Genomic DNA, 23,011 nt, shown 5'->3' with positions numbered 1-23,011 from the left:
TTCACTATTTGGTCAGTGGTAAAATTGCCGACCAATCAGCGCACTTGCATGTAAACAGCGTCAGAAACTGCCGGTATTTCTGCGTAGCGACCCGTCAACGACTGAGCCACAGAATATACAACTGCTGCTACTATTCCTAGGAAAATAGTACTGGCTACTGTTTGCACGGCAAAATCTATACCAGGAAGCGCCACAATTCTTAAAGCGATGCTCCCCAAAAACACGATGATATCTAAAAGAATTGCCTGCATGGTGTTAAATCGAATGAAATGACTGATTTTTTCATTTCTGACCACCAAGAAAAACAAAGCAAAGAAAACAATCAGTTGACCGATAGATCCTAAGCTACCGTAAATGAGGATAATAGGCTGAAGCGGCAGAAATAGCACTTGCAGTGCGGGAAATTCTTTTAACAAAGATACATAACCAAACACCAGCCCGTCAATGAGGGGCAATAAATAAGGCAAACAAGCAAGAATCCGGTCGGAAACCGTTGTAGACCCGCGCCAAGTCATCGTGCGTTCTCCTGTGGCTAAAATTCAACAGTTACTTGAGCCTAGGATAACGCAGTTATGGGGTGTTGCTAGCATACTCAATCATTCTATATGGGCGACGAGAAAACCCATCTTGCACTGATAATGCTCAGGGTGCTGCTGTGTGAGTTGTCGCAGTTGTTGACCACACCGCAGTTGACCTTGGCGCCAACGAGGTTGACCGCTACTATCAGCGAGTAAACAAGTCTGACAAACTTGCCTAGGTGCTAGGATTTGATCGTCAATTAATATAACCAGCATCCCATATCTCCTGTAAATCCTAATTCTTGCCCACATTTCACTGTTGAGAGGGTCAGTCTTTGAAATACCCCAAGAACGGAACTGCGGGGAGACTTGATTTCATTGTAAGTTGTGTATTTGTGACGGTGTGTTTATCCGTAAAAATTAAGACACAAGCTTTGAGGGTGTATTTTCTACAGACAAACTCATGTTGTGTTGCGTGCCGGAATTGGCTAATTTAATTTTTGGAGTTATCTCCTAGCAGACTATTTTCCGAACACAACCTGACATTTGTTGACAAAGAGTTCCCCCAAGGAGAGACAATGGCAAATCGAGAGCATTTAGCTGCGCTGAAAGCAGGTGCGGTGACATGGATTGAATGGAGAGAAAAAAATCCCCAAATTTCACCAGACCTCAGCAATGCGAACCTGCAAGGGCACAATCTCAGAGGCGCGCACCTCCAAGGGGTAAACTTAAATAAGGTGGATTTAAGTCATGCTTTACTGGTGAGAGCTAATTTGAGTGGTGCTGACTTGAGTGGTGCTGACCTCAAGTCAGCAAAGTTGATTGCAGCTAACCTGAATGCGGTTAACTTTAGTGTCGGTAGCTTGCGGAGTGCGACACTGACCCAAGCAGATTTAAGTCATGCTAATTTGATTGGATCTGATTTGAGTTATGCCAATCTCAGTCAGGCAGCGATCGCTTATGCTAATCTCATCGGCACTGATTTAAACAATGCTAATTTGCGAGATGCAGATTTAGGCGCAGCGCAACTCAACCGCGCTAACCTTTGCTTTGCTAACCTCATCAGTGCTAATTTGATTGCGGCTAACCTCAGTGAAGCCAATTTGTATGAAGCGGAAGCGATAGGAGCTTACCTTTACAAAGCTGATTTGTCCAAAGCCAATCTCTGCAAAGTTCACCTTAATGGTGCTTACCTGTTTCAGGCTAACTTGAGCGCAGCCGATTTGAGAGAAACTAATTTGAGTTGGGCTAACCTCAGGGGAGCAAATTTAGCAGGAGCAAATCTCAGTGGTGCAAATCTCAGTGGTGCAAATCTCAGTGGTGCTAATCTCGCTGGGGCAAATCTTCAAGATACAATTATGCCTGATTGAGCAAACCATGATTAGGGAATGATTGTCAGGAACTTTGGGTGTTGCGGATTCAGCAACGCCTTTAACTGCATCAGATTGTCAATGATACCATATTAAAGTAACTGCTTGGCTCCAAAAATCGATGAATAAATTATTGGATGAAAAGCTTTCTGTGGAAGTTTCAGAACTGGTTAAAAGCAAAGCTAATAAACCGTTTGATAATGCTTACAAAGCTGTATTAGCAGTAACGGGAGCAGTGTATGTTCAAGGTTTTTTAGTATTTCCTGGTAAACCGTATAAACCTATTGAACATAGTTGGCTGGAGTTGAATGATGTGATTGTTGATCCGAATCTACCGCATTTAAACAAAAATCCAGCGACGCTTTGGTATTTCCCAGCCCAGCGCCTCACTCTCAAACAACTGAAAGCAATAATTGAAGAATCACAAGAAGATTATCCAGAAGATGATCCTTTACCAATTTATGGTGATGCTCCTTATGAATATTATGGTGATGTGATGCTTGGTGGCAAAGATTATTTGCAAGTGTATCAAGCTGCAGAAGCTAAATGCAAAGAAATTAATCAAGTGAACCTTGAAAATAATTAAGACGAAATCCCATCACTACCAAAATATTCTCGATAACCACAAATTTTGTCACCCCGCACATCAAAAGCGACTGCTACACGATTTCTGTAAGCTTTTTCTAACAAAGTTCCTTCATCCCGAAACTCGAAAATTACCGTTGTTTCATTACTAGTTAAACGGTCTAAATTGAGAGTAAGTCCATTTTTAAAGGATGCAGAAACATATTGAAAAAATTCCTCGGCTCTGGCTTTACCCTGATTCCAACCGTGGAATTTTCCGAGAGGAAACCAAAAAGTAAAATCTTCAGTGAGCATATCTAGAAAACCTTGCCATGCGCCTGTGGCTAAACCGTGTTGAAAATGTGTAAATGCTTGTTGAGCAACCTTTAAAGTGTTTTCTGATGCTGATATCATATTTTTAATAGTTAAAATCTGACTACTACTTTGCCACAATTTCCACCACTGAGCAGGTATGCCACTGCAGCGGGAATAGATTCTAAACCAGAAAACACTGTAGGAGCAACCGCGACTCTGAGTTGATTAGTAGCGAAGAGATTTAAAAGGCGATCGCGCGCTTCAGGAAGATATTCCTGGTAATATGGCATAAGGAAGCCCCGAATCGCAGCAGCTTTCCAAAATAGCTGGTGATAAATTCGGGGTTGTGTAATTTGTTCTGGCAATTTAGCATATTCTGAGATAAAACCGACAATAATTAAGCGTCCGCGCACAGCTAAATTCTCGACGCAAGTATCAAATGTCTTTTTACCTACGCAATCAAAAACCAAATTAATTCCCTGGGGGTATTCTTGCTGGAGGACTTGATCAAGGTTTTCTGTGCGATAGTTAATAATGCGATCGCACCCTAATTCTTGTAGTAATTGTGCCTTAGCTGGAGAGCTACAAGTACCAATAACATGATTACCAGCTAACTTCGCCAATTGTACCGCAATGTGACCGATGCCTCCCGCCGCCGCCGTCACTAAAACCACTTCATCACTTTTCATTTCTCCCACTTGTTCTAGTGCCACCAAAGCTGATACACCTGTAGGTATCAAAGTTAGCACCTCCGGAATAGCTGAGGGCACCTTCACCACCAAACTGGCATCAATCGTCTGATATTCTCGATAACCACCACCACGCACAGTGGTAATCACCGCATCACCCACCCGAAAATCTGCAACATTTTCACCCACAGCGACAATATTTCCTACTGCTTCCACACCCAAATCAAACGGTGGAATTAAATTAACATAGGGAATATCGCCGCGACAGACTAAAGTGTCAAAACCGCCGTTAACCCCAGCAAATTTGTTGGCGATGACAACTTCATCAGCAGCAGGTTGGAGCAGGGGAACTGTCACAATTTCCACCGCAGATTTAAAATCCTGGTCAAGTTGCTTGGCGATTAACTTTCTGTAAGTAGGTGGGTGCGAATACAGTTCATTTGTGGATGGGGTGGAGTTTTGGGGCATGGAGAATAGGGACTGGTAGAATAAGGTCAATCAAACTTGACAGCAGAAATCAGGAGTGGGAGGCAAAAAATGGCACTAGCTGGGTTAAGAATTGTGTTGGTAGAACCAGCTGGTGAATTGAACGTCGGGGCGATCGCCAGGGTAATGAAAAATTTTGGACTAAATCAATTAGTATTAGTTAATCCCCAATGTGATCCCTTGTCCATAGAAGCTCTGAGGATGGCAGTTCATGCCAAAGAAATTTTAGCATCTGCGGTAACAGTAGCGACTCTACCCGCAGCATTGCAAGGATGCGTCAAAGTTGTAGCTACCGCTGGGCGTGTTCCCAGTTGGGATACACCTCTAGAAAACCCCCGTACAACATTACCTTGGTTGCTAGAAGAACCAGAACAACCTGTAGCGCTGATTTTTGGCAGAGAAGACCGGGGATTAAGCAATGAAGAATTAAACCTGGCTCAAAGATTTGTTCACATACCGACAAGTGAAAATTATTTATCTTTAAATCTAGCTACAGCGGTAGGCATCTGCTGTTACGAACTGGCACAATATACAAAAATCTCCGAGACGTCCACCCCGCCCACAACTGCACCAGCACCTTTTGACGCCGTGGAAGCATACTACCAACAATTAGAATCTCTACTGCTGGAGATAGGATATCTTTATCCACATACGGCAGCTAGTCGGATGGAAAAATTTCGCCAGTTATATAATCGTGCTCGCCTACAAACGACCGAAGTGGCTATGCTGCGAGGCATTTTGCAACAAGTAAAATGGGCACTGAAAAATCACAAGGATCATGATCTGGGGTAATCGGGCATGAAGACTCTTGATTACCCGTTGTCTGATAGGTGAAGTTTTTCAATTATCGATTAATATGTACCAATTCATCCCCCCAAAATATCTAATATGCCTTAAACTAAACACAAAAATGTTACTTGGTAGCAAAAATAGTTTGACTATTAAGCAACTTGAGGAGTAAGTTTTGGGTTGGGAGTTGGCAGAAACACAATCGAGGGGATCACAAGGAGTAGCGGTGTCAGAGTCGAGTGACAAACTAAACGCTTTCTCGCGGCGTCAACCTGTAAACCGTCGCCAGCGTCTACGCAAAGTGCAAAAAGTGGGACAAAAACAGGTAAAAGTTCCCCAACCACAGCAGCGCACACCTCAAGCAGGAGCTAGCCTGACCCGTGTGAAAACTGGTGTGGGTTCATCGTCAAAACCGGGGCTGGTAATGCCATCTGCAGTTAAACCCATGCCTAAAGCTAAGGGGAAAGTACCGCCGATGCAGCCTAGTGGTGCGAAGATGAAGACGGTGCGGGTGGAGCGGTACGGACTACCGAAAATGGGCAAGCGATCGCGCAAGACGCGCTTAAAGCCAGTAGCGAGAACGTTGTTGTATACCCTACGGTTGTTGATTGTGGGTGTGGGAATTGGTGCGATCGTCGGGACGGCTTTGTCAGTCTTAGATCCGGCGAATCGGGTGACGCCAGCAGTTTCTAAAACATCCACACCGCAAATAGGACAAGCCCAACCCCAACCCACCCCCACGAATGCAGTCCCTGCTAATTTATTCTTGTCCCAAGAAATTATCCCGTTAAAAAACACCGTGCAAACTCTCGCAGCGGCTAACCCTAATTTGACGCCCGGTGTCTTTTTAGTAGATTTGGAGACGGGCGCTTATGTAGATGTGAACGGGGCTGCGAGTTTTCCGGCTGCTAGCACGATTAAAGTCCCGATTTTGGTAGCCTTTTTCCAAGATTTGGATGCGGGAAAAATCCGTCTGGATGAAATGTTAACCATGCAGCAAGAAGCGATCGCTGGTGGTTCTGGTAATATGCAATTTAAACCCCCTGGCACTCAGTATACAGCTCTGGAAGTCGCTACTAAAATGATTACCATCAGCGACAACACAGCCACAAATATGCTGATTACGCGATTAGGAGGAATAGAAGCCCTAAATCAGCGTTTCCGCAGCTGGGGTTTAACAAACACAGTGATTAGGAATCAACTCCCAGATTTACAAGGAACAAACACCACTAGTCCCAGGGAATTGTCACAATTGCTGGCGATAGTGAATCAGGGAAATTTAGTGAATATGCGATCGCGCGATCGTCTGCTCGATATCATGCGCCAAACCCAAAGAGATAACCTCCTCCCTTCTGGTTTGGGAACAGGCGCCAGCATTGCTCACAAAACCGGCGATATTGGGACAATGTTAGCCGATACAGGTCTAGTTGATATCCCCACCGGTAAGCGCTACATCGCCACCGTCATGGTACAACGCCCCAACAATGACCCCAGCGCCGAAAAATTCATTACCTCAATTTCTCGCACCGCTTACCAACAATTTAGCCAAGTTGTTGCTCCCAACAATCCAGCCAGCACCATACCCACCAATGGTTATCAGCCCCCCATAAATCCCGTAGTTCCCAATAATCCTGCAAATACTATGCCGATTAATGGTTATCAGGCTCCCGTCATGGCGCCTCCAGGACATACCATGCCAATTAATGGTTATCAATCTCCCGTCACCAATCCTCAGTACTATCCTCCAAGGTAGAATTGGGGGTTAGGGGTTAGGGATTAGGGATTAGGAGTTTATCTAATTTAATTACGAATTACATGTCATCTATCACTCCTTCCATCCAATTTTTCGCTGGGGTTTTTGAAGACTTAAGTAATGTCAGTTTGCGGCGTGAAGTCCGCACTGGTAAACAGATAGTCTTGATGATATTTAATAAATTGCAAGCTTTAGAAGGATTTAATAGCTTTACTAAACCATCGCTAAATTCATTATCTTTAACTGATGAAGAAGGAGAAATTAACGTCACACCTGCTTCAACTCGATTCATTTTTGGTGGTGATGAAGGTGACGAATTAATGCGAGTAGAGTGCAAATTAGAAATTGAGCAGGATGAACATTGGGATAGATTTATGCGATTTATGTATCGCTATGCAGAAGCTAATGGTATGGAATATGGGGAAAAATGAATAGCCTTTTTCAATGTAAAGATGATGTAACGGCGAACGGCCATACCCTGCTCTAAGGCGGAGCCTACGCCCCTACCAATTTATCTGTTGTTTCCTTTTGGGGCATTGGTATAATTATTTTGGTATATAGCCAACTTGAGAAAACCTCCTTCCTCCGCGTTGACCTTCGCGTACCTCCGCGTTAAAAAAAATTAAAATTTGGCAAAGTTAGAGACTTTTGTCCATCTACACTTGCACCTTTCTAGAGCTATCAAAAACCTCTGTTTCTATTCCCTGGATATAATATTTGTCGTCCTGAAAATCTCCATGAATTGTGAGCATCATCGCATGAATTAATGCCTTTGCTTTCAGCATCGTTTCTCGAAACTCCATCTGCGGATCAGAAAGCGCCACAATACCACCACCAACACCAATTGAGGTTTGCTCAGTTGTCAACACGGCGGTACGAATAACGATATTTAAATCGGCTGAACCATTCAATCCTAAAAAGCCGATCGCTCCTGAATAAACTCCCCGCGCTTCTTGCTCTAATCGATCAATAATCTCCAAAGTTCTCAGCTTGGGCGCACCTGTCATGGAACCACCGGGAAAGGCGTTGCGAATACAGTCTGTGGCGCTCATCCCGGCGCGTAATTGACCGCGAATAGTTGTCACTAGTTGATGGACTGTTGCATAGGTTTCCACATCCATCAATTTCGGCACATGGACAGTACCAACTGCACATACCCGTCCTAAATCATTACGCAGTAAATCCACAATCATGAGATTTTCAGCCCGGTCTTTTTCGCTGTTGCGTAATCGTTCACCCAGGATAAAATCTTCTTGGGGTGTTTTTCCTCGTGGTAGAGTCCCTTTGATGGGCTTGGTTTCCACCCAACCTTGACAATCGATGCTGAGAAATCGCTCTGGAGACGAACAAGCGATCGCCACATCCCCAAAGCGTAAAAATGCTGCATAAGGAGCGGGATTAATCCGGCGTAATGTTCGATAAAAAGCCAGTGGATCTGGTGTTGTATCTGTGTGAATTTGGTTTGTCAAACAAACTTGATAAGTTTCTCCTTCATGAATTTCCTGCAAACATGTCTCAATATCACTCAGATAAGTCTGTTGAGAGCGACTCAATCGGAAAATCACAGGTGTATCTTTTTTCAGAGGAACAATAGGCGATAAAGGAGGAAGATGGTCAATCTGTTGTCTGATCCATTCAAACCAAGCCTCTGCTGCGGTTGTTTGTCCTTGCTGAATCAAGCACAGTAGATAAACGCTTTGTTCCTGGTGATCGATCACAATCATGCGATCGGCCAAGAGGAACATAGCATCAGGTAAGCTAGAAGAATGGTGAAATTGAGATCCACATTCTGCTTTTAATTCATATCCAAAGTAACCCACAAACCCGCAGTTAAAATCACATGGTAGCTGATCAGATGAGCAGTGTCGGCGTTCAATTTCCCGCTGGAGATAGTCGAAAATTCCCTCTGTTTTGCAGCTGACAATATCAGATTGTGTAACTGTAAGTTCCTGAGATAATGCCCGATAATGAATTAAAAGACTGTTTTCGCCGCTGCTATCTCCCATGTAGGAAAAGCGCGAAAGACCGGGTTCCACAAGACTGCTGTCTAACCAAAATGCATTGGCTGAATTACCAAACAAATGTACAAATATCTGCTCACTATCAGGACATAGATTTAGTTTGCGTGTACAAAGTTTAAATTCCTGTTGCTGTTTTTTCTGAGAAGAACTTGCAGGTTTGGGAGCAGTTTCGTTGTTTTCTATCCAGTAGATTTTTTTGGAAATATTGTCTCGCTCTTGGGCAAATTTTCGGGTAATTTTTTGAAAATTCTCAAATAAAGTGTGTCCATATTCAGTGCAGATTGACTCTGGATGAAACTGCACACCCCATAACGGTAAAGAGCGATGGCGGATTCCCATGATGAGGTTGTCATCCGTCCACGCCACTTTTTCTAAACACTTGGGTAGCTCATCTGCAACTAGCAAAGAATGGTAACGCACAACAGAAAATGGAGAAGGAATTCCCGCAAATAACAAATCAGTTCCATCGTGATAAACCTGACTGAGGCGACCATGGCGAACTTCAGGTGCATGAATCACTTTTCCGCCAAAAACATTACTAAGCCCCTGATGTCCGAGACAAACCCCTAGAAGCGGTACTTGGGTATTTTGAATAGCTTGATGACAGATACCAAAATCTTTTGAGTTCTCCGGGCGACCAGGGCCCGGTGAAATTACAATGTTATCAAATTCCCATTGTTTGAGTTCATTCCAGGTAATTTGATTGTTATAAATTACGGTGGGATATTCTCCATTGATTTCGGCAATTAGTTGATAAAGGTTAAAGGTATATGAGTCATAATTGTCAATAATTAGGGTTTTCATATGATAGATGTTGGTATGGAGCAGGAATGGAATTTGAGATTTTGTATCTCAGAGGATGTTGGGAAAGTATCGCCAAATTTTAACTTTTTTCAACGCTGAGTTAGCGCAGAGATTTTGTTTAGATAATTTTATATGTTGCAAGATAAAGGAAAAATAAAATGTCTTTCCCTAACCTCTAGTTTCTAACCCCTATTTTCAAAACAGGTCTATTGAACAAGTCGAGAATTCATGAAGATTTCTGATATTGCATTCCTGGGAGTTGTGAGATTAAACCCATAAGTTCTAACTGCAGCAATGCACTAGAAACTGTACCTATTTCCATACCTGTTTGTTGGACAATTAAATCAAAGGATACTGGATGTTGGGCGATCGCATCTATTACTTGTTGCAATTGTGGTGATAAGTTTGGCAATATCGGTTCTTCGGGGGTATCAATTTGGGGAATTGCTCCTAACATTGTTAAGAGTTCGTCTAGTTCTTTGAGAATGAAAGTGGCGCCTTGGGAAAGTAATTTTAAGCACCCTTGGGATGGATGATCGTCTATTCTTCCCGGTAATGCATAGATATCGCGTCCGAATTCATTCGCATAGGTTGCTGTAATTAAAGCACCAGATTTTAAGGGTGCTTCCATGACTAAAATGGCACGACTCAAGCCAGCAATGATGCGATTGCGACGGGGGAAATGGGTGCGGTCGGGTGGGGTTTTGCTGGGATATTCACTGACAACTAATCCTGAAGTTAATATTTGTTTATATAAATCTCGATTTTTTTGGGGATAAATCACATCTACGCCGGTACCTAAAACAGCGATCGTTCTTCCACCGGCTTTGAGGGTTGCTAAGTGAGATTCAGTGTCAATTCCTTCAGCCATTCCCGAGACGACGGTGAAGCCATTTTTAGCTAAAGCGGTGCTAATTTGACGAGTCCAACGGATACCATATTCTGAGGGTTTGCGAGTCCCCACAATTCCTACTAATGGTTTTTGTCCGAGATTTTCTGCTAAATCAACTTCACCACGGTAGTACAAAAGTGGTGGTGGAGAGGGAGTTTCTAAGAGCAAGCGGGGATAATCTGCGTCCCCTGGTGTCCAAAAATGGGGGTTTTCAGCTTCGTGTTGGGTGAGTAGCAGTTGGGGCTGCAGACGCGATCGCTGTTGTATGATTTTTTCTAGAGTCTGAAAACCAAAACCCTCGACTTGTGCTAATTCAGCCGCACTCGCTTTCCAAGCTGTCGCCAAGGTGCCAAAATGTTGTTGCAAACGTCGCAGCAACACTGGCCCAATCCCAGAAATTTTTGACCATCCTAGCCAATAAGCCCGTTCTTCTAACACTCATCCATCCTCGCAACCATCGGATTGAGTTTACCCAAATTTTCTTGGTTGAAACACAATCGAGGGTGGGAAAACCCTTGTTCCTGCGAGTGTTCATTGTATTCTCTGACATTTGTTTTAGGAAGGTTATTGTCAGATAACTAGCGGGATGAAACCGGAGGTAGAGACGAAGCCACAGCAACGTCTCTACACGGATTTTGATACAACACAAAACTCTTTTTATGGGCGGATCATCGCACGCACTACTGAATTACGCGGGGACTTGCTCTTTTTGAGCGCGTTTCCAGTGACGATGTTGGGCGATCGCTTTGATAAATTCAGCGGCTACAGCTTTTGCATCAGCGGTGTTGCGACTGGTGACAACTCCTTGGTCATTCTTTAAAGAAGACTTAGCGTCTGCTAATTTTACCCCGGGAATTTCCAAAGCTGTGAACAAATCAACTCCCTCGCCTGTGGCAGCGATCGCTTTACAATGCTTAAAGGCTTCATGAATAAAGTGCAAAGCATCACCATTCATCTTTAAGGCCTTGACACTTTCAGCACCACCCGGTACGTACACAGCATCAAATAATGGTGAAGCACTCGTCAAGAAGGTTTTATCCACCTCAATTTCTTGACCATCGGCACTCTTAATCTTGCCTTTAAATTTTGCCACGATTTCTGCCTCTGCTCCCGCATCCTTCAAGGCTTGCTTGATCGCCATCATCTGCGAATTATCAACACCATCAGCCGCCAAGATAGCCACCTTTCGACCTTTAGCAATTTTAGTCGTGTTTTCCTGGCTGAGAGCAGATGAACTTTGTCCGTGATTTTCTGTCGCAGGCGCTGTCGGGGCGGGAATTCCAATACCTACCGCTACTCGCTTCGCTAACTCGTGGTCAACATGGTTCAAGCGCTCGACCATCCGCTCACGCACACCTTGATCTTCCACTTTCCCCAACTCAAAATGTGCAGCAGCGACTAAATGCTCTTTTTCCGGGACAGAAAGACTATTCCAGAACAAAGTAGCTTGCTGGAAATGCTCTTTAAAACTAGGACTGCGTTCTCGGACTTTATGGCCCTCCACACGTTCTGGATAATGCACATATCCACCCTCAGAGCCGGGTGTTGTCGCGGGATACCCTCCTCCCAAAGAATTCGGATAGTAGTTGACGCGACTGGTATGAATTTCCGTCTGCATCCGACCGTCACGCTGGTTATTATGGAACGGACACAGCGGCTTGTTGATGGGTATTTGCGTAAAGTTGGGGCTACCCAAACGGTGCAGTTGGGTGTCGTGATAGGACATCAACCTACCTTGTAGCAACGGATCATCGCTAAAATCGATTCCAGATACAACGTTGCTAGGCTGGAATGCAACTTGTTCAGTCTCCGCAAAGAAGTTGTCAGGATTGCGGTTGAGAACCATTTTGCCAATGGGACGCACCGGGACTAATTCTTCGGGAATCATTTTCGTAGCGTCGAGGATGTCAAAATCAAATTTGAATTCGTCTTCCTCTTCAATAATTTGTACTCCCAGTTCATATTCTGGGTAATTTCCTTTCTCAATCGCTTCCCACAAATCCCGACGATGAAAATCAGGATCTTTACCGGCGGTGTTTTGAGCTTCGTCCCAGACTAGTGAATGTACTCCTAGTAGAGGTTTCCAGTGATACTTAATAAACCGAGATTTTCCTTGGGCATTCACCCAACGGAAGGTGTGAATTCCAAACCCTTGCATCATCCGATAGCTTCTAGGGATAGCCCGGTCAGAAAGCACCCACATAACCATGTGCGTAGATTCGGGTGTCAGCGAAATGAAGTCCCAGAAGTTATCGTGAGCCGCCGCTGCTTGCGGCATTTCGTTATGGGGTTCTGGTTTAATCGCGTGAACTAAATCCGGGAATTTGATCGCATCCTGAATAAAGAAAACTGGTATGTTATTACCTACCAAGTCATAATTACCATCTTCAGTGTAAAATTTTACTGAAAATCCCCGTACATCTCGCACTGTATCCGCCGAGCCGCGAAAGCCAACGACAGTAGAAAAGCGAGTGAAGACTGGTGTTTTTACAGATGGGTCTTGTAAAAATTTAGCTTTGGTAAATTCCGCCAATGATTCGTAGGGCTGGAAATAGCCGTGTGCTCCCGAACCCCGCGCGTGAACTACGCGTTCTGGGATTCTTTCTCGGTCAAAATGGGTTAGCTTTTCTTGGAAATGGAAATCATCACGCAGCGATGGCCCTCGCGATCCCACTTTGAGTGAGTTATCGGTATCGCTAACTTTTACACCTTGGTTTGTGGTGAGAGACTCGCCCGCATCTTCTCGATAGGTTGCGAGGTCTTGATTTTTGGTGTTTTCGTTTACCTGATTGTGTTCAGCCATCAGATGCTCTTTCCTCTGTTTGGGGCATTCGGCATGGGGTATGGAAGACGGGGCATTCATTGCCTAAGTGGAGCAAGTGGCTCCCCTATTCCCGTTTTCCCAAAACTCCACGCTACTTGCGTGATGGAGTTTTTTACTTCCCAGCAGCGCTATTTGATCCTAGAAAGACACTTGGTTAATTACCTCTAGCCCAAGGATGTTTGTGGCGATCGCTTATCTCTATTGAAGGGCTGATTCCAAAGCGATCGCCCTCCCCATACTTCAGCTCCGCTCAGTACAAGTCACCCCACCACCCCATCACCCCATCACCCCACCTCCCCACACTCCCCACACCCACCAACTCACTCCAACAAAGGTAAATATCGCCGAATTAACCCAATCGTCACCGCTGGTAGTTCCAATTGTGGTGTTAACCCCACATCTTCTAACACTTGAAAAAATCGAATTGCTTGCGGGTTCATCTGTGCGAGACGGCGCCCTACATCTGGGCCAGTAAATTCTGATTTTCGTCCCCAGATAATCGCGGTGGGAGTGGTCAATTGTTGAATATACAGCGATAAATCAAAGCACAAGTCACCCCGGACAAAAGATAGGGCTGCATATTCAGCGTTAGGTTGCTGTGCGGATTCTAAATAAGCATCGACAATTTCTTGGTAAACTCGACTAGGTTTAGCAAATTGGCGTTGTTCTAAAAAACTGCGAATCCCGCCACCAGTAGCGATTCCCGAACTGTACAACAAGCGGTCAACGATGGGAACGCTGACTATCTGAGCAAAAAAGCTGCGGGAGTAATCTTGACCAAAGTCGGAAAGTCCTGCAGGTGTGGTGAGAATTAGAGATTGGAATAAATCAGGATGGGCGATCGCTAATCGAATTGTGAATGCTGCAGTTAGTGACGACGCAATCACTTTGACGGGTGCTGTGGTTGTCTGTTCTAGAAACTCCCGAATCGTAGTTAAATAATCATCAATTTGATAATTGCGGGCTGGGTGTTCAGACCTACCCCAACCGATCAAGTCCGGTGCAATGATGCGATATTCAGCCGCAAAAGCCGGATAAACTTTCGACCACTCATACGCAGAAGACCCACCACCAAAGCCGTGCAAAAATACCAACGTTTCGCGATCGCTTTTTGTGGTTAAATCATCCTGCCAAGGTGAATCAGCCGCAGTATAGTAAACTGTTCTACCTAGAGAGGTATTGACAAACCGTTGCTCAAATCCTATTGGCTGAAACATAAATATTTCTTATTTAGCTGAGTATTTGCTAGGTATGGATAAGAGTAGCACCACTCCAAATTAGACTTTTTGAGCAGCTATGAACAACTTCCAAAAGCATGGTGAAAAGGGCTGAGTTTCCATTCGCCAGCGCCAGATTAAGTAGATGTGAAATTACTGGATTGCGTGTGAAGATTTAGTAATTATTTTTTCCGTATTCCTGTGTAATTTTGCTTGTATCTGCTTTGTCACAAGGGTTTATTGAGGTAGCGGGTATTACTGAGATTAAGTTCGCGTGTAAGTTTTTTATGATAGTCTATCAGAAAACACACGGATATATTTGACGTCCAAGGTAGTCAAAATACCTATGAAAAACAGCCGTTAAAAACATTTACTTATCTTAATTTATCTCAGCAACAGTAAAGAGGGGTGTTATGGCAAAACAGGCTATTCTTCAATCGCACAAACCACCAAAGTTGAGAGACACTAAATTTGCGCTTGACAACTTTAATATTCCTGACCAAGTGGTAGCTGCAGATTGGCAAAGTCAATTAGAAGAAGCAACCGACGAGGTGGCTACAGATAGCGTACCTAGTTGTATCTCTTTAAACTTAGAAGATTTAAAATGTTTTGAAGTTGTGGAGCACCAATATGAAAATTGGGGTGTCATTTTTAACAATTGTTTAGCAATCCAACCATCGAATCCAGCTTTTCCCACCCATTCAGGGGTAACTGTATTGATGGGATCACCCAGAGGCGGATTTTTAGAAGCCACCTTCTTACAACCTACCAATTGGGTTGGTGTATTTGTCACCAGTTCACAGCGATTAGTCATGTCTGCTTATGATAGCGATCGCCAACTGATCACGCAAACGGTATTACCAACAGCTAACCTAGCTAATTCTGACTCGACGATGCCCCCAAACACTTTATTATCAATAGCAGCAAACGGCATCCATTCTGTTACCTTCTGTGCTTTCGATGGTCAATTTATCCTTGATAACTTCCGCTTTTGCTTTTAATCACCCCTACAGTCCCGGTATCTTTATAGAGTATTATTAATTGTCGATGTCAGCTTTAGGAACTGGTAGTATACAACTTGTCCTAGTACCTGATAAGACTTATATACTATGAAAGCAATTGTGTAGTTTAGTGGATAAATACTGTGGCACAGGCTTCGTCTGCGTGGCAGCAATTGATTAACCAGCTTCCCAACTGGTCGCTCCCAGCGTTCAAGACAGGAAGCCTAAAGCAACGAAATTTCCCAAGTTTTTCTGGGTCAGGAAATATTCTGTGGTTCCTGACTATCATCGTAGCCATGCTGCTGTGGAATTGGAAACTGCTGCTAGCTCTCAGCGTCGGCGTAGGAGTCATGCTACTAGTTTACTCAATGCAACAGTGGGACTGGCGCATACGCTGGTCAGAAGTTCGCAAATTTTTAAACAGCCCTCACAGTCGGTTAGTCTTAGCTGTTGGTAGCGGTGGTATTGCTACCCTTAGTACTTATACAGCATCTGCTATTTGGGTGGATTCCAGTAGTCCTTGGATTGCAGCTGGTGCGATCGCTCAAGGTTTAGGAACACTATTAACTTTAATTTTGTTGGTTTGGCAAATATTCAATCTTCACGCCAGCCGAGAGGACAATCAGTTAGACCGGTTACTCAACAATTTAACTCAATCAGATCCCTTAAAGCGTTTAATTGCTGTCCAACAACTCACTAGATTAATCACTCGTCAGCGAGTAGACGTTTCTGTACAGCAAGACGTGAGCGAGTGCTTAACACTCCTACTTTCCCAAGAGCAAGAGAACACAATTAGAGAAGCAGCTTTTGAGAGTTTACAAGTCTTGGAGCGCCTACAAACTCTACCATCCAGCAATGCTGTTCCTCTTCTTTTTCCTCGGTTATCACAAAAGATCAGGGTTAGGGGTTAGGGAACAGGGGTTAGAGAACAGGGAAGAGGGGTTAGATCATACGTGTCAACTTAACGTGAAACCCTTGTCCCGCCTCAGAATGAATTCTGAGTCTCATAGCTTAAGTCATCTCAAGATGACTCAAAATTCTCACAAATTCCTAGTCTACTTCAGTAGACTTCAGCTATAAGAGAGGGAATTCATTCTCAGGCGGGTAGGTAAGCCCTGCAATCAGCCATCTGTGGCTGAAGTTGACACCAATGGGGTTAGGGGCTAGGGGAAATAATTTTGAGCATTCAAAAATCCCGTAGCCCGCTCCTCATAGCTTATTTTCTATACAGCTTACCATCACGCACTTGTATCACTGAGTGATTGCACCGTCTCACTAGTTGTTCGTCATGAGTAGTGACAATTACAGTAGCCCCAAAAGAATTTAATTTTTGCAAAATCTGCATCACTTGCCAAGAATTATCCGGGTCGAGATTTCCTGTGGGTTCATCAGCCAAAATTAATGGTGGTGTCCCCACTATTGCTCTCGCAATACTAACTCTCTGTTGCTCTCCCCCAGACAGTTGATCTGGAAAATGATCAGCTTTGGACAGCAAACCCACAAGTTTCAAGGTTGGTTCTAAGCGACGGTAGATTTCTTTGCGGGTATAACCTTGGGCTTGCAACACAAAAGTGACATTTTCTGCTACTGTCCGTTGTGGGATGAGTTTGTAATCTTGAAACACAATACCAATTCGCCGCCGGAATAATGATAAGCGATCGCCCCGCAAATTAGCCAAATCGCAATCATTAACAATCACTTGTCCCTGTGTCGCTAACTCGCCACCATATAGCAGTTTCAAGAGCGTTGATTTACCAGAACCACTCGGTCCTGTAATAAATAAAAATTCTTGCTGTTTCACCTCGATATTCACATCTAGCAGTGCTTGATAGCCGTTATCATAGGTTTTGGTTACAGAGCGTAATTGCAAAACAATAGAAGTCGGGCTACTGTGTTGCTGAGTTTCACCGTTGTCTGGATGAACAAATTTCTTAGTCGTTGCTGAATTTGTGAATACTGACATTCCTCTAAAAGTTTAATCTGGAAAATTCACCTAAAAATAAGGATTCCCAAGTAGAACCCAGAAATCTCAAATGCCAAATTTTTAATTTTTTTTATCTGCTGGAGATTGCATAGTTAATCAGTTAGCTTCCAAGAAGTGAAACCCAACAATTACACGCCCTAGTCCTCAACCAATAACGAACAAGGAGAAAACATTTTGAGTTTAACTTTGTATTTCCTTCGTCACGGACAAACAGAATGCAGCTTGAAGAATGCTTATTGTGGTTCGATAGATTCAGCGCTGACTGCAGAAGGCGAGGAGATGGCCGAGGCTTTTGCATCCGCGTATAGTTCCACCGCTTGGAAAGCCATTTTTTGTAGTCCAATGCAGCGAACTGTAGCGACAGCAAAACCTTTATGTGTGGCGCTCTCAATGCAACCTCAATTGCGAGATGGTTTAAAAGAAATTAACTACGGGCAGTGGGAAGGACAAACCCCAGATAAAATCAGTCGAGAATATCATGATGATTATATTGCGTGGTCAGCCGACCCTGCTTGGTATGCACCCACTGGCGGAGAAATGGCCGTCACCATCGCTTCTCGTGCTATGCAAGTAATTGAAGAAATCAAACACTCATATGATGATGGCAATATCTTAGTTGTTGCTCACAAAGCAACCATCAGAATTATGTTGTGTAGCTTGTTAGGAATTGATGTGGGGCGTTTCCGCTATCGTTTAGGATGTCCCGTTGGCTCAGTCAGTATTGTACAATTTACCTCCCACGGGCCCCTGTTGCAAGCCCTAGCAGACCGCACTCATTTAGATGCACGGTTGCGTAATTTACTAGGTACTTAAGTAATTCCTACCGCTAACCCCTCTTCCCTACCCCCTCTTCCCTATCCTCATCATCTGATTCCCTCCCCGCTGTAGTGAGTACCCAACTTTCTTAATCTCTACCTCATAACCTTGGGAGGTGTAATGCTGAATAATTCCTTCTAGATAGGGAGAAGGTTGCAACATTAAGGTGAGGAGGGGAAAAATTCTCACTTCTTTCGCAATGCGTAGCATTTCGCCTACTGATGCTAGATGAAAATTATAGTCGAGATGGTCAGAATATAAAAATAAAAAATGTGAACATAAGGCTAAATCAAATTCTTGATTTGCGAATGCTAAACGCGGTAGTTCTCCAATTATGTAACGGTTGTTTTGTTTGCCAGTTTCATAATCAGATAAAAATTCTGTGATCACTTGCACTCGATTACGCCGCAAGTTTTCTGGAGATTGATGATAGCTCCAGTCCCAATCTCCAGGGGAAGCTTTGACTTGATTGATAATATCATCTACTACGGCGTTAAATCTTTGCAGAATTTCATCAGCATTAAATTGATACAGTGGGTCTAGGGAAACTACATTTTTACCTTGGCGTGTCATTTGGGCGTTAAAACTGGCGGGGCCATCGCCAATACCAATTATATTTTGATTTAAGTCTGCATCAGTTAGACTAAACATTTTAATATATTCATCCATTGAGCGTCCGAATGGAACTACTTTGTCTAGAACCATTGCCATAAGTTTCACCTTTGTTTGTTATTTATGATTTGGGTGCATTCAATCAACCACAATGTGCATTGCCAAGTTAATAGCGATCGCATTTCGATAAATCCGACGATTGATATGCGTCTAAGTTCTATAATCTTGGGCTCAAGACTATCATTTAAGCATCTGTCGCCTGTCTTTTGTCAAGACAAATAACACAGGATGAATGACGGTCATTACCCAGCCAACTGTAATTTAGATAGTTTTTAACTCATCATCCAGTAAGTTTGGAGATTTTTTGCTAATTGATAGTTAAATGTTGAGATTTAACGTCATTAATTGGGCAATCTAAGTCTAAGTCGCAGAATACAGCGACCTGATTTAAACTGGCGTCCCATTATAAAAATTTACAAATAATTTGTTATGTTGCAAGTGGTTGTTGGTCATAGTAACGATCCTGATTCTGAAGATGCGATCGCTGAAGTTTTACAACAATGTAGCTCTCGACTTGCAGGCGCAACACCGCAAGCGGGAATTCTGTTTGCGGCTACAGATTTTGACCACGCATTAATTTTACAACATATTCAGGATTTATATCCTGGAGTTGAGTTAATTGGTGGCACGACTAACGGGGAAATTTCTACAGTGCTGGAGTTTCAACAAGATTCTTTGATATTAATGTTATTTGCTAGTGATGAGGTAGAAATTCACGCTGGGGTCGGGCGAGATGCATCAAAAGATCCAGTGTTTGCAGCCCAACAAGCAGTCGCTGAAGCCAAAGCTAAAAGCACATCCCCACCGCAATTATGTATCACTTTTCCCGAAAGTCTCACCAGCAATGCAGTCTTAATTTTAGAAGGATTAAAACAGAGTTTAGGAGATAATTTCCCCATCATTGGCGGGATGACTGCAGATGATTATATCTTTGAAAAAACCTATCAATTTTTTCAGAATGAAGTGCTCAGTGATGCGATTCCCGTATTGTTGTTCTCTGGTAACTTGCTATTTTCTCATGGAGTCGCCAATGGTTGGCATCCTATCAGCCAAAACAGCCGCGTCACTAAAGTAGACCGCAACATTGTTTATGAAATTGATGGACAACGCACCTTAGATTATTATCAACACTATCTCGGTGTAGACCAGTTTATTTCTAATTTTGCTATTCACGCTTTGGCAGTTTTTGATGATGAAAATCGGTTTTATATGCGAGCACCCAACGGTTACGATGTAGAAACTGGGAGCGTGAGATTTTTCTCAGATGTGACCGAACAAGCAGTAGTGCAAATTACAGATACAACTAATGAAAGTATCTTATCAGCTTGTGAAACATCATTAAAGAATGCTTTAGCTGAATATCCTGGAACAGAACCAACAGCCGCACTACTGATTTCTTGTGCTTGTCGGCGGCGAATTTTGGGAACTCAGGCGAAAGACGAATATCAACTGGTGAAAAATCTCTTACCCCAAGGATTAGTTGCGGCTGGGTTTTATTCTTATGGTGAAATAGCTTCTTTAGTCAGGGGAGGAGAAACACAATTTCATAACAAAACTTTTATCACACTGCTATTGGGGACAAAGTGAGTGGTGTACGATAACCAAGATGACCCTATCCAGCCAAAATCTCTGGAAAAGGAGAACCGCGTCTTGAACAAGAAGCTAGAGCGCTCGGAAGCTGAACGTCGCTTGTTAGAAACTCACATTGCTTCTAAGGAATATTTGCTGAAGAAAGTGATTTGTGAGTTACAAGAATCTCGCCAAGAATTAGAGCAAAGAAGCCGCGAGTTAGAAAATACGCTCCATAGGTTGCATATGGTGCAAGGGCAGATGATTCAAAATGAAAAGATGTCTGCCTTGGGTCAAATGGTAGCGGGAATTGCTCATGAAATCAACAACCCTGTGGGCTTTATCTATGGCAATCTTAGACACATCACAGAATACACTCATGACTTATTGCGACTGATTCAGCTTTATCATCATTATTTCCCCAATCCACCGGCGGAAATTCAAGCCGAACGCCAAGCCATCGATCTAGAGTTTCTAGAAAAAGATGCGATTAAGGTTTTAAAATCAATGAGTATTGGCACAGAGCGCATCCGGGATATTGTGTTGTCGCTGCGGAACTTCTCTCGCTTAGATGAGAGCGAACTTAAAGCAGTGGATTTGCACGAAGGGATTGATAATACTTTAATGATTTTGCAGCACCGCCTCAAAGCTACAGAAAAAAGCCCAGAGATTGAGGTGATCAGAGATTATGGTGATTTGTTACTTGTAGAGTGCTACGCCGGACAGATCAACCAAGTCTTCATGAACATTTTAGCCAATGCGATCGAAGCCATTGAAGAAGTAAACTTGTCAAAAAGCTATCAAGAAATTCAGACTGCTCCCGGTTGCATCAAAATCAGTACCACCGTTGTTGATTCTCATTGGGCAAAAATTGCGATCGCTGACAATGGTACTGGTATTTCCCCATCAATTCAAACACAAATTTTCAATCCCTTTTTTACCACAAAACCCGTCGGTAAGGGCACAGGTATGGGTATGGCTATCAGCTATCAAATCATCACCGAAAAACATCGCGGCAAATTAGAAGTTTTTTCTACACCAGGAGCAGGAACAGAATTTGTCGTATCTATTCCCGTCCACCAGTAAGTTTCAGGATTGGTAATTGGTATGACTTATGCGGTTTGTCAAGAGTCCAGAGTCGAAAGTGAAGGATGCCAACTCTGGACTTTTGTGAGCCTAAACAGGTGTATAATTTTGATGCGCTACAGCTTAGTCTCTAAACCCTCGATCAAACCTCACTAATTGCCGTACTTTTGTCAGCAAAGTGATAAACAAAAGCTTTGATCACAAACTCTGGTAAAGCCAACATCCGTCGCCAACGCCAAGGTTCTTTATAAAGTCGATACAACCATTCTAAATTGTTCTTTCCTAACCAAGCGGGAGCGCGATTTTTCGTTCCTGACCAAATATCAAAACTACCGCCAACACCAATCCAAATTGCTTGAGGGCACAATTGACGGTTTTGAGCAATCCATAACTCTTGACGTGGCACTCCCAAACCCACAAAAATCAATTGTGGCTGTAATTGGGTGAGAGTTTCTCGCAATTGTTGTTCTTCTTCAACAGAATGAAAACCAGAGTAAGTACCGACTATATTTAAACCGGAAATTTGCTGCTGACAAAAATCTCCGGCTTTTGCAGCTACACCTGGGGCGCCTCCGTAAAAAAATACCTTTGCGCCTTTGTGTTGCTTAGTAATTTCTTGCAACAATGTTTCTGCTAGTTCAATTCCGGGACAACGTTGCACTTTTTGCCATAATAGCCACTGCAAATACAGAACTACGCCGGCGCCGTCTGGAATCACTAACTCTGCATTTTGTATAATTTGAGCTAAAGAACCATTCCGCTCTGCTTGGATAGTCATTTCTGCATTGAGCGTGACTACATGAGTTCCTCTACCTTGTTCTAGGCGTTCTAGTAACCAGCCTGGATAGTTGTTCATCACATGAACTGGCATTCCCAACACTGAAAGCGGTTTAGGCAATTTAGACATAGCCTACCTTGATTAGCCTCACACCATATTTTCTTGGCCATTAGTTTATCAAAAATTCTCGTCCAGTGTCTGTCCTCATTGCTAACAAAAACAAATTGTTTACTTGTGAACTAAAAACAAGGTATTCTTAGTAACTCCCATGTTTTCACCAAATAAATAAAAACTCTCTATCAATTACTGTTTGCCATCAAGATAGTAAATATTCAGTTCAGTAGGGTGTGTTACGGCAGTGTCAGGATTTGAGTATGAGCAACAGTATAAATTGCCGCAGGGCACCGCTTGCTCATAGTGCCGTACTCTCACCACTAACACTACTACCATTTAAGCTTTACTTGATAAATCATCTCTAAATAGATAGCTATTTTTGCAACCGACACAAATCACTGTCTTCTACTCAACAAGAGCGGATCTAGAGCTAATCAGCAAAGAACGGAGGCAGAGATGGTATATCTTTGGGGTAGTTGAGATTTTGACAATTTGATATAATTTGTTGTCTGTTAACGTGAGTTATCGACAATTTGCCCAAGAAAAAATTCCTCCTTGTAAGTCAAGTTGCAAAAAGAGGAAGCCAAAAACAGTATCTTAATAGACCCATGCACTCCAGCACTTGGTGTGGAGAGAATGTCAACGATGAGCGCAGTCACACCGTCAAGATGGGAGTGTCATGCTTGTAGTGGGAGTGAACGCCTTTGGCACTAGCAGCATTTCTAAATGCTAACTTGGTTCACTGAGCA

At 43.3% G+C, this 23,011-nt stretch carries 22 protein-coding genes; 11 read left to right on the top strand and 11 right to left on the bottom strand.

The features are described 5' to 3' along the window. Nucleotides 1–35: 35 nt before the first annotated feature. Both MIC7126_RS0116815 and MIC7126_RS0116810 read right to left on the bottom strand, forming a co-directional pair. On the bottom strand, nt 36–515 hold the full coding sequence (locus MIC7126_RS0116815; RefSeq protein WP_017654331.1) for a Tic20 family protein: 480 nt from the start codon (nt 513–515) through the stop codon (nt 36–38). An 81-nt stretch (nt 516–596) separates the two neighbouring features. Continuing rightward, nucleotides 597–794, bottom strand: coding sequence for a hypothetical protein (locus tag MIC7126_RS0116810; protein WP_017654330.1), 198 nt, complete (start codon nt 792–794; stop codon nt 597–599). 302 nt (nt 795–1,096) lie between these two features. Here MIC7126_RS0116810 and MIC7126_RS0116805 point away from each other — a divergent pair, with 302 nt between their 5' ends. Next, the gene (locus MIC7126_RS0116805) at nt 1,097–1,888 is read left to right on the top strand and encodes a pentapeptide repeat-containing protein (protein WP_017654329.1); all 792 of its coding nucleotides are present in this window, start codon (nt 1,097–1,099) and stop codon (nt 1,886–1,888) included. 121 nt (nt 1,889–2,009) lie between these two features. Then, nucleotides 2,010–2,474 (top strand): hypothetical protein, encoded by a 465-nt coding sequence (locus MIC7126_RS0116800; RefSeq protein WP_017654328.1) that lies wholly within the window; start codon nt 2,010–2,012, stop codon nt 2,472–2,474. On the opposite strand, the gene MIC7126_RS0116795 is transcribed toward MIC7126_RS0116800, so the two are convergent. Both MIC7126_RS0116795 and MIC7126_RS0116790 read right to left on the bottom strand, forming a co-directional pair. Beyond that, entirely contained in the window at nt 2,471–2,866 is a 396-nt protein-coding gene (locus MIC7126_RS0116795) for a nuclear transport factor 2 family protein (RefSeq protein WP_017654327.1), read from the bottom strand. The two genes, MIC7126_RS0116800 and MIC7126_RS0116795, sit on opposite strands and share 4 nt — an antisense overlap. Nucleotides 2,867–2,877: 11 nt before the next feature. Then, a complete protein-coding gene (locus MIC7126_RS0116790; RefSeq protein ID WP_017654326.1) occupies nt 2,878–3,924 on the bottom strand; it encodes a zinc-binding dehydrogenase in 1,047 nt (348 codons plus the stop codon). A gap of 69 nt (nt 3,925–3,993) precedes the next feature. Here MIC7126_RS0116790 and MIC7126_RS0116785 point away from each other — a divergent pair, with 69 nt between their 5' ends. The 3 genes from MIC7126_RS0116785 (at nt 3,994) to psb28 (ending at nt 6,915) form a co-directional block, all read left to right on the top strand. After that, nucleotides 3,994–4,734 carry an RNA methyltransferase gene (locus MIC7126_RS0116785; RefSeq protein WP_017654325.1) on the top strand — a complete coding sequence of 247 codons (741 nt, stop codon included), beginning with the start codon at nt 3,994–3,996 and terminating at the stop codon, nt 4,732–4,734. 223 nt (nt 4,735–4,957) lie between these two features. Then, nucleotides 4,958–6,484, top strand: coding sequence for a serine hydrolase (locus MIC7126_RS0116780; RefSeq protein ID WP_026100324.1), 1,527 nt, complete (start codon nt 4,958–4,960; stop codon nt 6,482–6,484). A 62-nt stretch (nt 6,485–6,546) separates the two neighbouring features. Continuing rightward, nucleotides 6,547–6,915 carry a photosystem II reaction center protein Psb28 gene (gene psb28, locus MIC7126_RS0116775; RefSeq protein WP_017654323.1) on the top strand — a complete coding sequence of 123 codons (369 nt, stop codon included), beginning with the start codon at nt 6,547–6,549 and terminating at the stop codon, nt 6,913–6,915. A gap of 225 nt (nt 6,916–7,140) precedes the next feature. Here psb28 and pabB read toward each other — a convergent pair whose 3' ends face one another. The 3 genes from pabB to MIC7126_RS0116760 all read right to left on the bottom strand — a co-directional run bounded on the left by pabB (nt 7,141) and on the right by MIC7126_RS0116760 (nt 13,004). Then, nucleotides 7,141–9,309 (bottom strand): aminodeoxychorismate synthase component I, encoded by a 2,169-nt coding sequence (gene pabB / locus MIC7126_RS0116770; RefSeq protein WP_017654322.1) that lies wholly within the window; start codon nt 9,307–9,309, stop codon nt 7,141–7,143. Nucleotides 9,310–9,535: 226 nt separating this feature from the next. Next, on the bottom strand, nt 9,536–10,639 hold the full coding sequence (gene dprA, locus MIC7126_RS0116765; protein WP_017654321.1) for a DNA-processing protein DprA: 1,104 nt from the start codon (nt 10,637–10,639) through the stop codon (nt 9,536–9,538). Nucleotides 10,640–10,889: 250 nt separating this feature from the next. Next, on the bottom strand, nt 10,890–13,004 hold the full coding sequence (locus tag MIC7126_RS0116760) for a catalase (protein WP_017654320.1): 2,115 nt from the start codon (nt 13,002–13,004) through the stop codon (nt 10,890–10,892). Nucleotides 13,005–13,204: 200 nt separating this feature from the next. Here MIC7126_RS0116760 and MIC7126_RS30545 point away from each other — a divergent pair, with 200 nt between their 5' ends. Next, nucleotides 13,205–13,363, top strand: a complete 159-nt coding sequence (locus MIC7126_RS30545; protein WP_154655909.1) for a hypothetical protein — start codon at nt 13,205–13,207, stop codon at nt 13,361–13,363. Here MIC7126_RS30545 and MIC7126_RS0116755 read toward each other — a convergent pair. Then, nucleotides 13,346–14,242, bottom strand: a complete 897-nt coding sequence (locus MIC7126_RS0116755) for an alpha/beta fold hydrolase (protein ID WP_017654319.1) — start codon at nt 14,240–14,242, stop codon at nt 13,346–13,348. The two genes, MIC7126_RS30545 and MIC7126_RS0116755, sit on opposite strands and share 18 nt — an antisense overlap. A gap of 413 nt (nt 14,243–14,655) precedes the next feature. On the opposite strand from MIC7126_RS0116755, the gene MIC7126_RS0116750 reads away from it, so the two are divergent. Together MIC7126_RS0116750 and MIC7126_RS0116745 are read left to right on the top strand one after the other, a co-directional pair. Then, on the top strand, nt 14,656–15,243 hold the full coding sequence (locus tag MIC7126_RS0116750) for a hypothetical protein (RefSeq protein ID WP_017654318.1): 588 nt from the start codon (nt 14,656–14,658) through the stop codon (nt 15,241–15,243). A gap of 143 nt (nt 15,244–15,386) precedes the next feature. After that, complete coding sequence (locus MIC7126_RS0116745) at nt 15,387–16,154, top strand: hypothetical protein (protein WP_026100323.1); 768 nt, start codon at nt 15,387–15,389, stop codon at nt 16,152–16,154. Nucleotides 16,155–16,459: 305 nt separating this feature from the next. Here MIC7126_RS0116745 and ftsE read toward each other — a convergent pair whose 3' ends face one another. Beyond that, complete coding sequence (gene ftsE, locus MIC7126_RS0116740; protein ID WP_017654316.1) at nt 16,460–17,206, bottom strand: cell division ATP-binding protein FtsE; 747 nt, start codon at nt 17,204–17,206, stop codon at nt 16,460–16,462. Nucleotides 17,207–17,401: 195 nt separating this feature from the next. On the opposite strand from ftsE, the gene MIC7126_RS0116735 reads away from it, so the two are divergent. Further along, nucleotides 17,402–18,040 carry a histidine phosphatase family protein gene (locus MIC7126_RS0116735; RefSeq protein WP_026100322.1) on the top strand — a complete coding sequence of 213 codons (639 nt, stop codon included), beginning with the start codon at nt 17,402–17,404 and terminating at the stop codon, nt 18,038–18,040. A gap of 27 nt (nt 18,041–18,067) precedes the next feature. Here the strand turns inward: MIC7126_RS0116735 and MIC7126_RS0116730 are convergent, their stop codons facing one another. Then, entirely contained in the window at nt 18,068–18,754 is a 687-nt protein-coding gene (locus MIC7126_RS0116730) for a hypothetical protein (protein WP_017654314.1), read from the bottom strand. Nucleotides 18,755–19,144: 390 nt separating this feature from the next. Between MIC7126_RS0116730 and MIC7126_RS0116725 the strand changes: the two genes are divergently transcribed. Together MIC7126_RS0116725 and MIC7126_RS0116720 are read left to right on the top strand one after the other, a co-directional pair. Next, nucleotides 19,145–20,302 (top strand): FIST signal transduction protein, encoded by a 1,158-nt coding sequence (locus MIC7126_RS0116725; RefSeq protein WP_017654313.1) that lies wholly within the window; start codon nt 19,145–19,147, stop codon nt 20,300–20,302. 3 nt (nt 20,303–20,305) lie between these two features. Further along, nucleotides 20,306–21,370, top strand: coding sequence for a sensor histidine kinase (locus tag MIC7126_RS0116720; RefSeq protein WP_154655998.1), 1,065 nt, complete (start codon nt 20,306–20,308; stop codon nt 21,368–21,370). A gap of 142 nt (nt 21,371–21,512) precedes the next feature. Here MIC7126_RS0116720 and MIC7126_RS27770 read toward each other — a convergent pair whose 3' ends face one another. Then, on the bottom strand, nt 21,513–22,277 hold the full coding sequence (locus MIC7126_RS27770) for a WecB/TagA/CpsF family glycosyltransferase (protein ID WP_017654311.1): 765 nt from the start codon (nt 22,275–22,277) through the stop codon (nt 21,513–21,515). Between the last annotated feature and the right edge of the window lie 734 nt (nt 22,278–23,011).

Source organism: Fortiea contorta PCC 7126 (genome assembly GCF_000332295.1).
In the GTDB taxonomy this organism is placed as follows: Bacteria; Cyanobacteriota; Cyanobacteriia; order Cyanobacteriales; family Nostocaceae; genus Fortiea; species Fortiea contorta.
Note: the sequence above shows the minus strand (reverse complement) of the source record. Positions and strands in the feature narration are given on the sequence as shown.

What these genes read in the sequence shown, in the direction of transcription:
- pabB (WP_017654322.1), bottom strand. Translation starts at nt 9,309, where the DNA reads ATGAAAACCCTAATTATTGACAATTATGACTCATATACCTTTAACCTT.
- MIC7126_RS0116785 (WP_017654325.1), top strand. Translation starts at nt 3,994, where the DNA reads ATGGCACTAGCTGGGTTAAGAATTGTGTTGGTAGAACCAGCTGGTGAA.
- MIC7126_RS0116725 (WP_017654313.1), top strand. Translation starts at nt 19,145, where the DNA reads ATGTTGCAAGTGGTTGTTGGTCATAGTAACGATCCTGATTCTGAAGAT.
- MIC7126_RS0116750 (WP_017654318.1), top strand. Translation starts at nt 14,656, where the DNA reads ATGGCAAAACAGGCTATTCTTCAATCGCACAAACCACCAAAGTTGAGA.
- MIC7126_RS0116815 (WP_017654331.1), bottom strand. Translation starts at nt 515, where the DNA reads ATGACTTGGCGCGGGTCTACAACGGTTTCCGACCGGATTCTTGCTTGT.
- MIC7126_RS0116730 (WP_017654314.1), bottom strand. Translation starts at nt 18,754, where the DNA reads ATGGCAATGGTTCTAGACAAAGTAGTTCCATTCGGACGCTCAATGGAT.
- ftsE (WP_017654316.1), bottom strand. Translation starts at nt 17,206, where the DNA reads ATGTCAGTATTCACAAATTCAGCAACGACTAAGAAATTTGTTCATCCA.
- MIC7126_RS0116800 (WP_017654328.1), top strand. Translation starts at nt 2,010, where the DNA reads ATGAATAAATTATTGGATGAAAAGCTTTCTGTGGAAGTTTCAGAACTG.
- MIC7126_RS0116755 (WP_017654319.1), bottom strand. Translation starts at nt 14,242, where the DNA reads ATGTTTCAGCCAATAGGATTTGAGCAACGGTTTGTCAATACCTCTCTA.
- MIC7126_RS0116795 (WP_017654327.1), bottom strand. Translation starts at nt 2,866, where the DNA reads ATGATATCAGCATCAGAAAACACTTTAAAGGTTGCTCAACAAGCATTT.
- psb28 (WP_017654323.1), top strand. Translation starts at nt 6,547, where the DNA reads ATGTCATCTATCACTCCTTCCATCCAATTTTTCGCTGGGGTTTTTGAA.
- MIC7126_RS0116805 (WP_017654329.1), top strand. Translation starts at nt 1,097, where the DNA reads ATGGCAAATCGAGAGCATTTAGCTGCGCTGAAAGCAGGTGCGGTGACA.
- MIC7126_RS0116810 (WP_017654330.1), bottom strand. Translation starts at nt 794, where the DNA reads ATGCTGGTTATATTAATTGACGATCAAATCCTAGCACCTAGGCAAGTT.
- MIC7126_RS0116790 (WP_017654326.1), bottom strand. Translation starts at nt 3,924, where the DNA reads ATGCCCCAAAACTCCACCCCATCCACAAATGAACTGTATTCGCACCCA.
- MIC7126_RS0116760 (WP_017654320.1), bottom strand. Translation starts at nt 13,004, where the DNA reads ATGGCTGAACACAATCAGGTAAACGAAAACACCAAAAATCAAGACCTC.
- MIC7126_RS27770 (WP_017654311.1), bottom strand. Translation starts at nt 22,277, where the DNA reads ATGTCTAAATTGCCTAAACCGCTTTCAGTGTTGGGAATGCCAGTTCAT.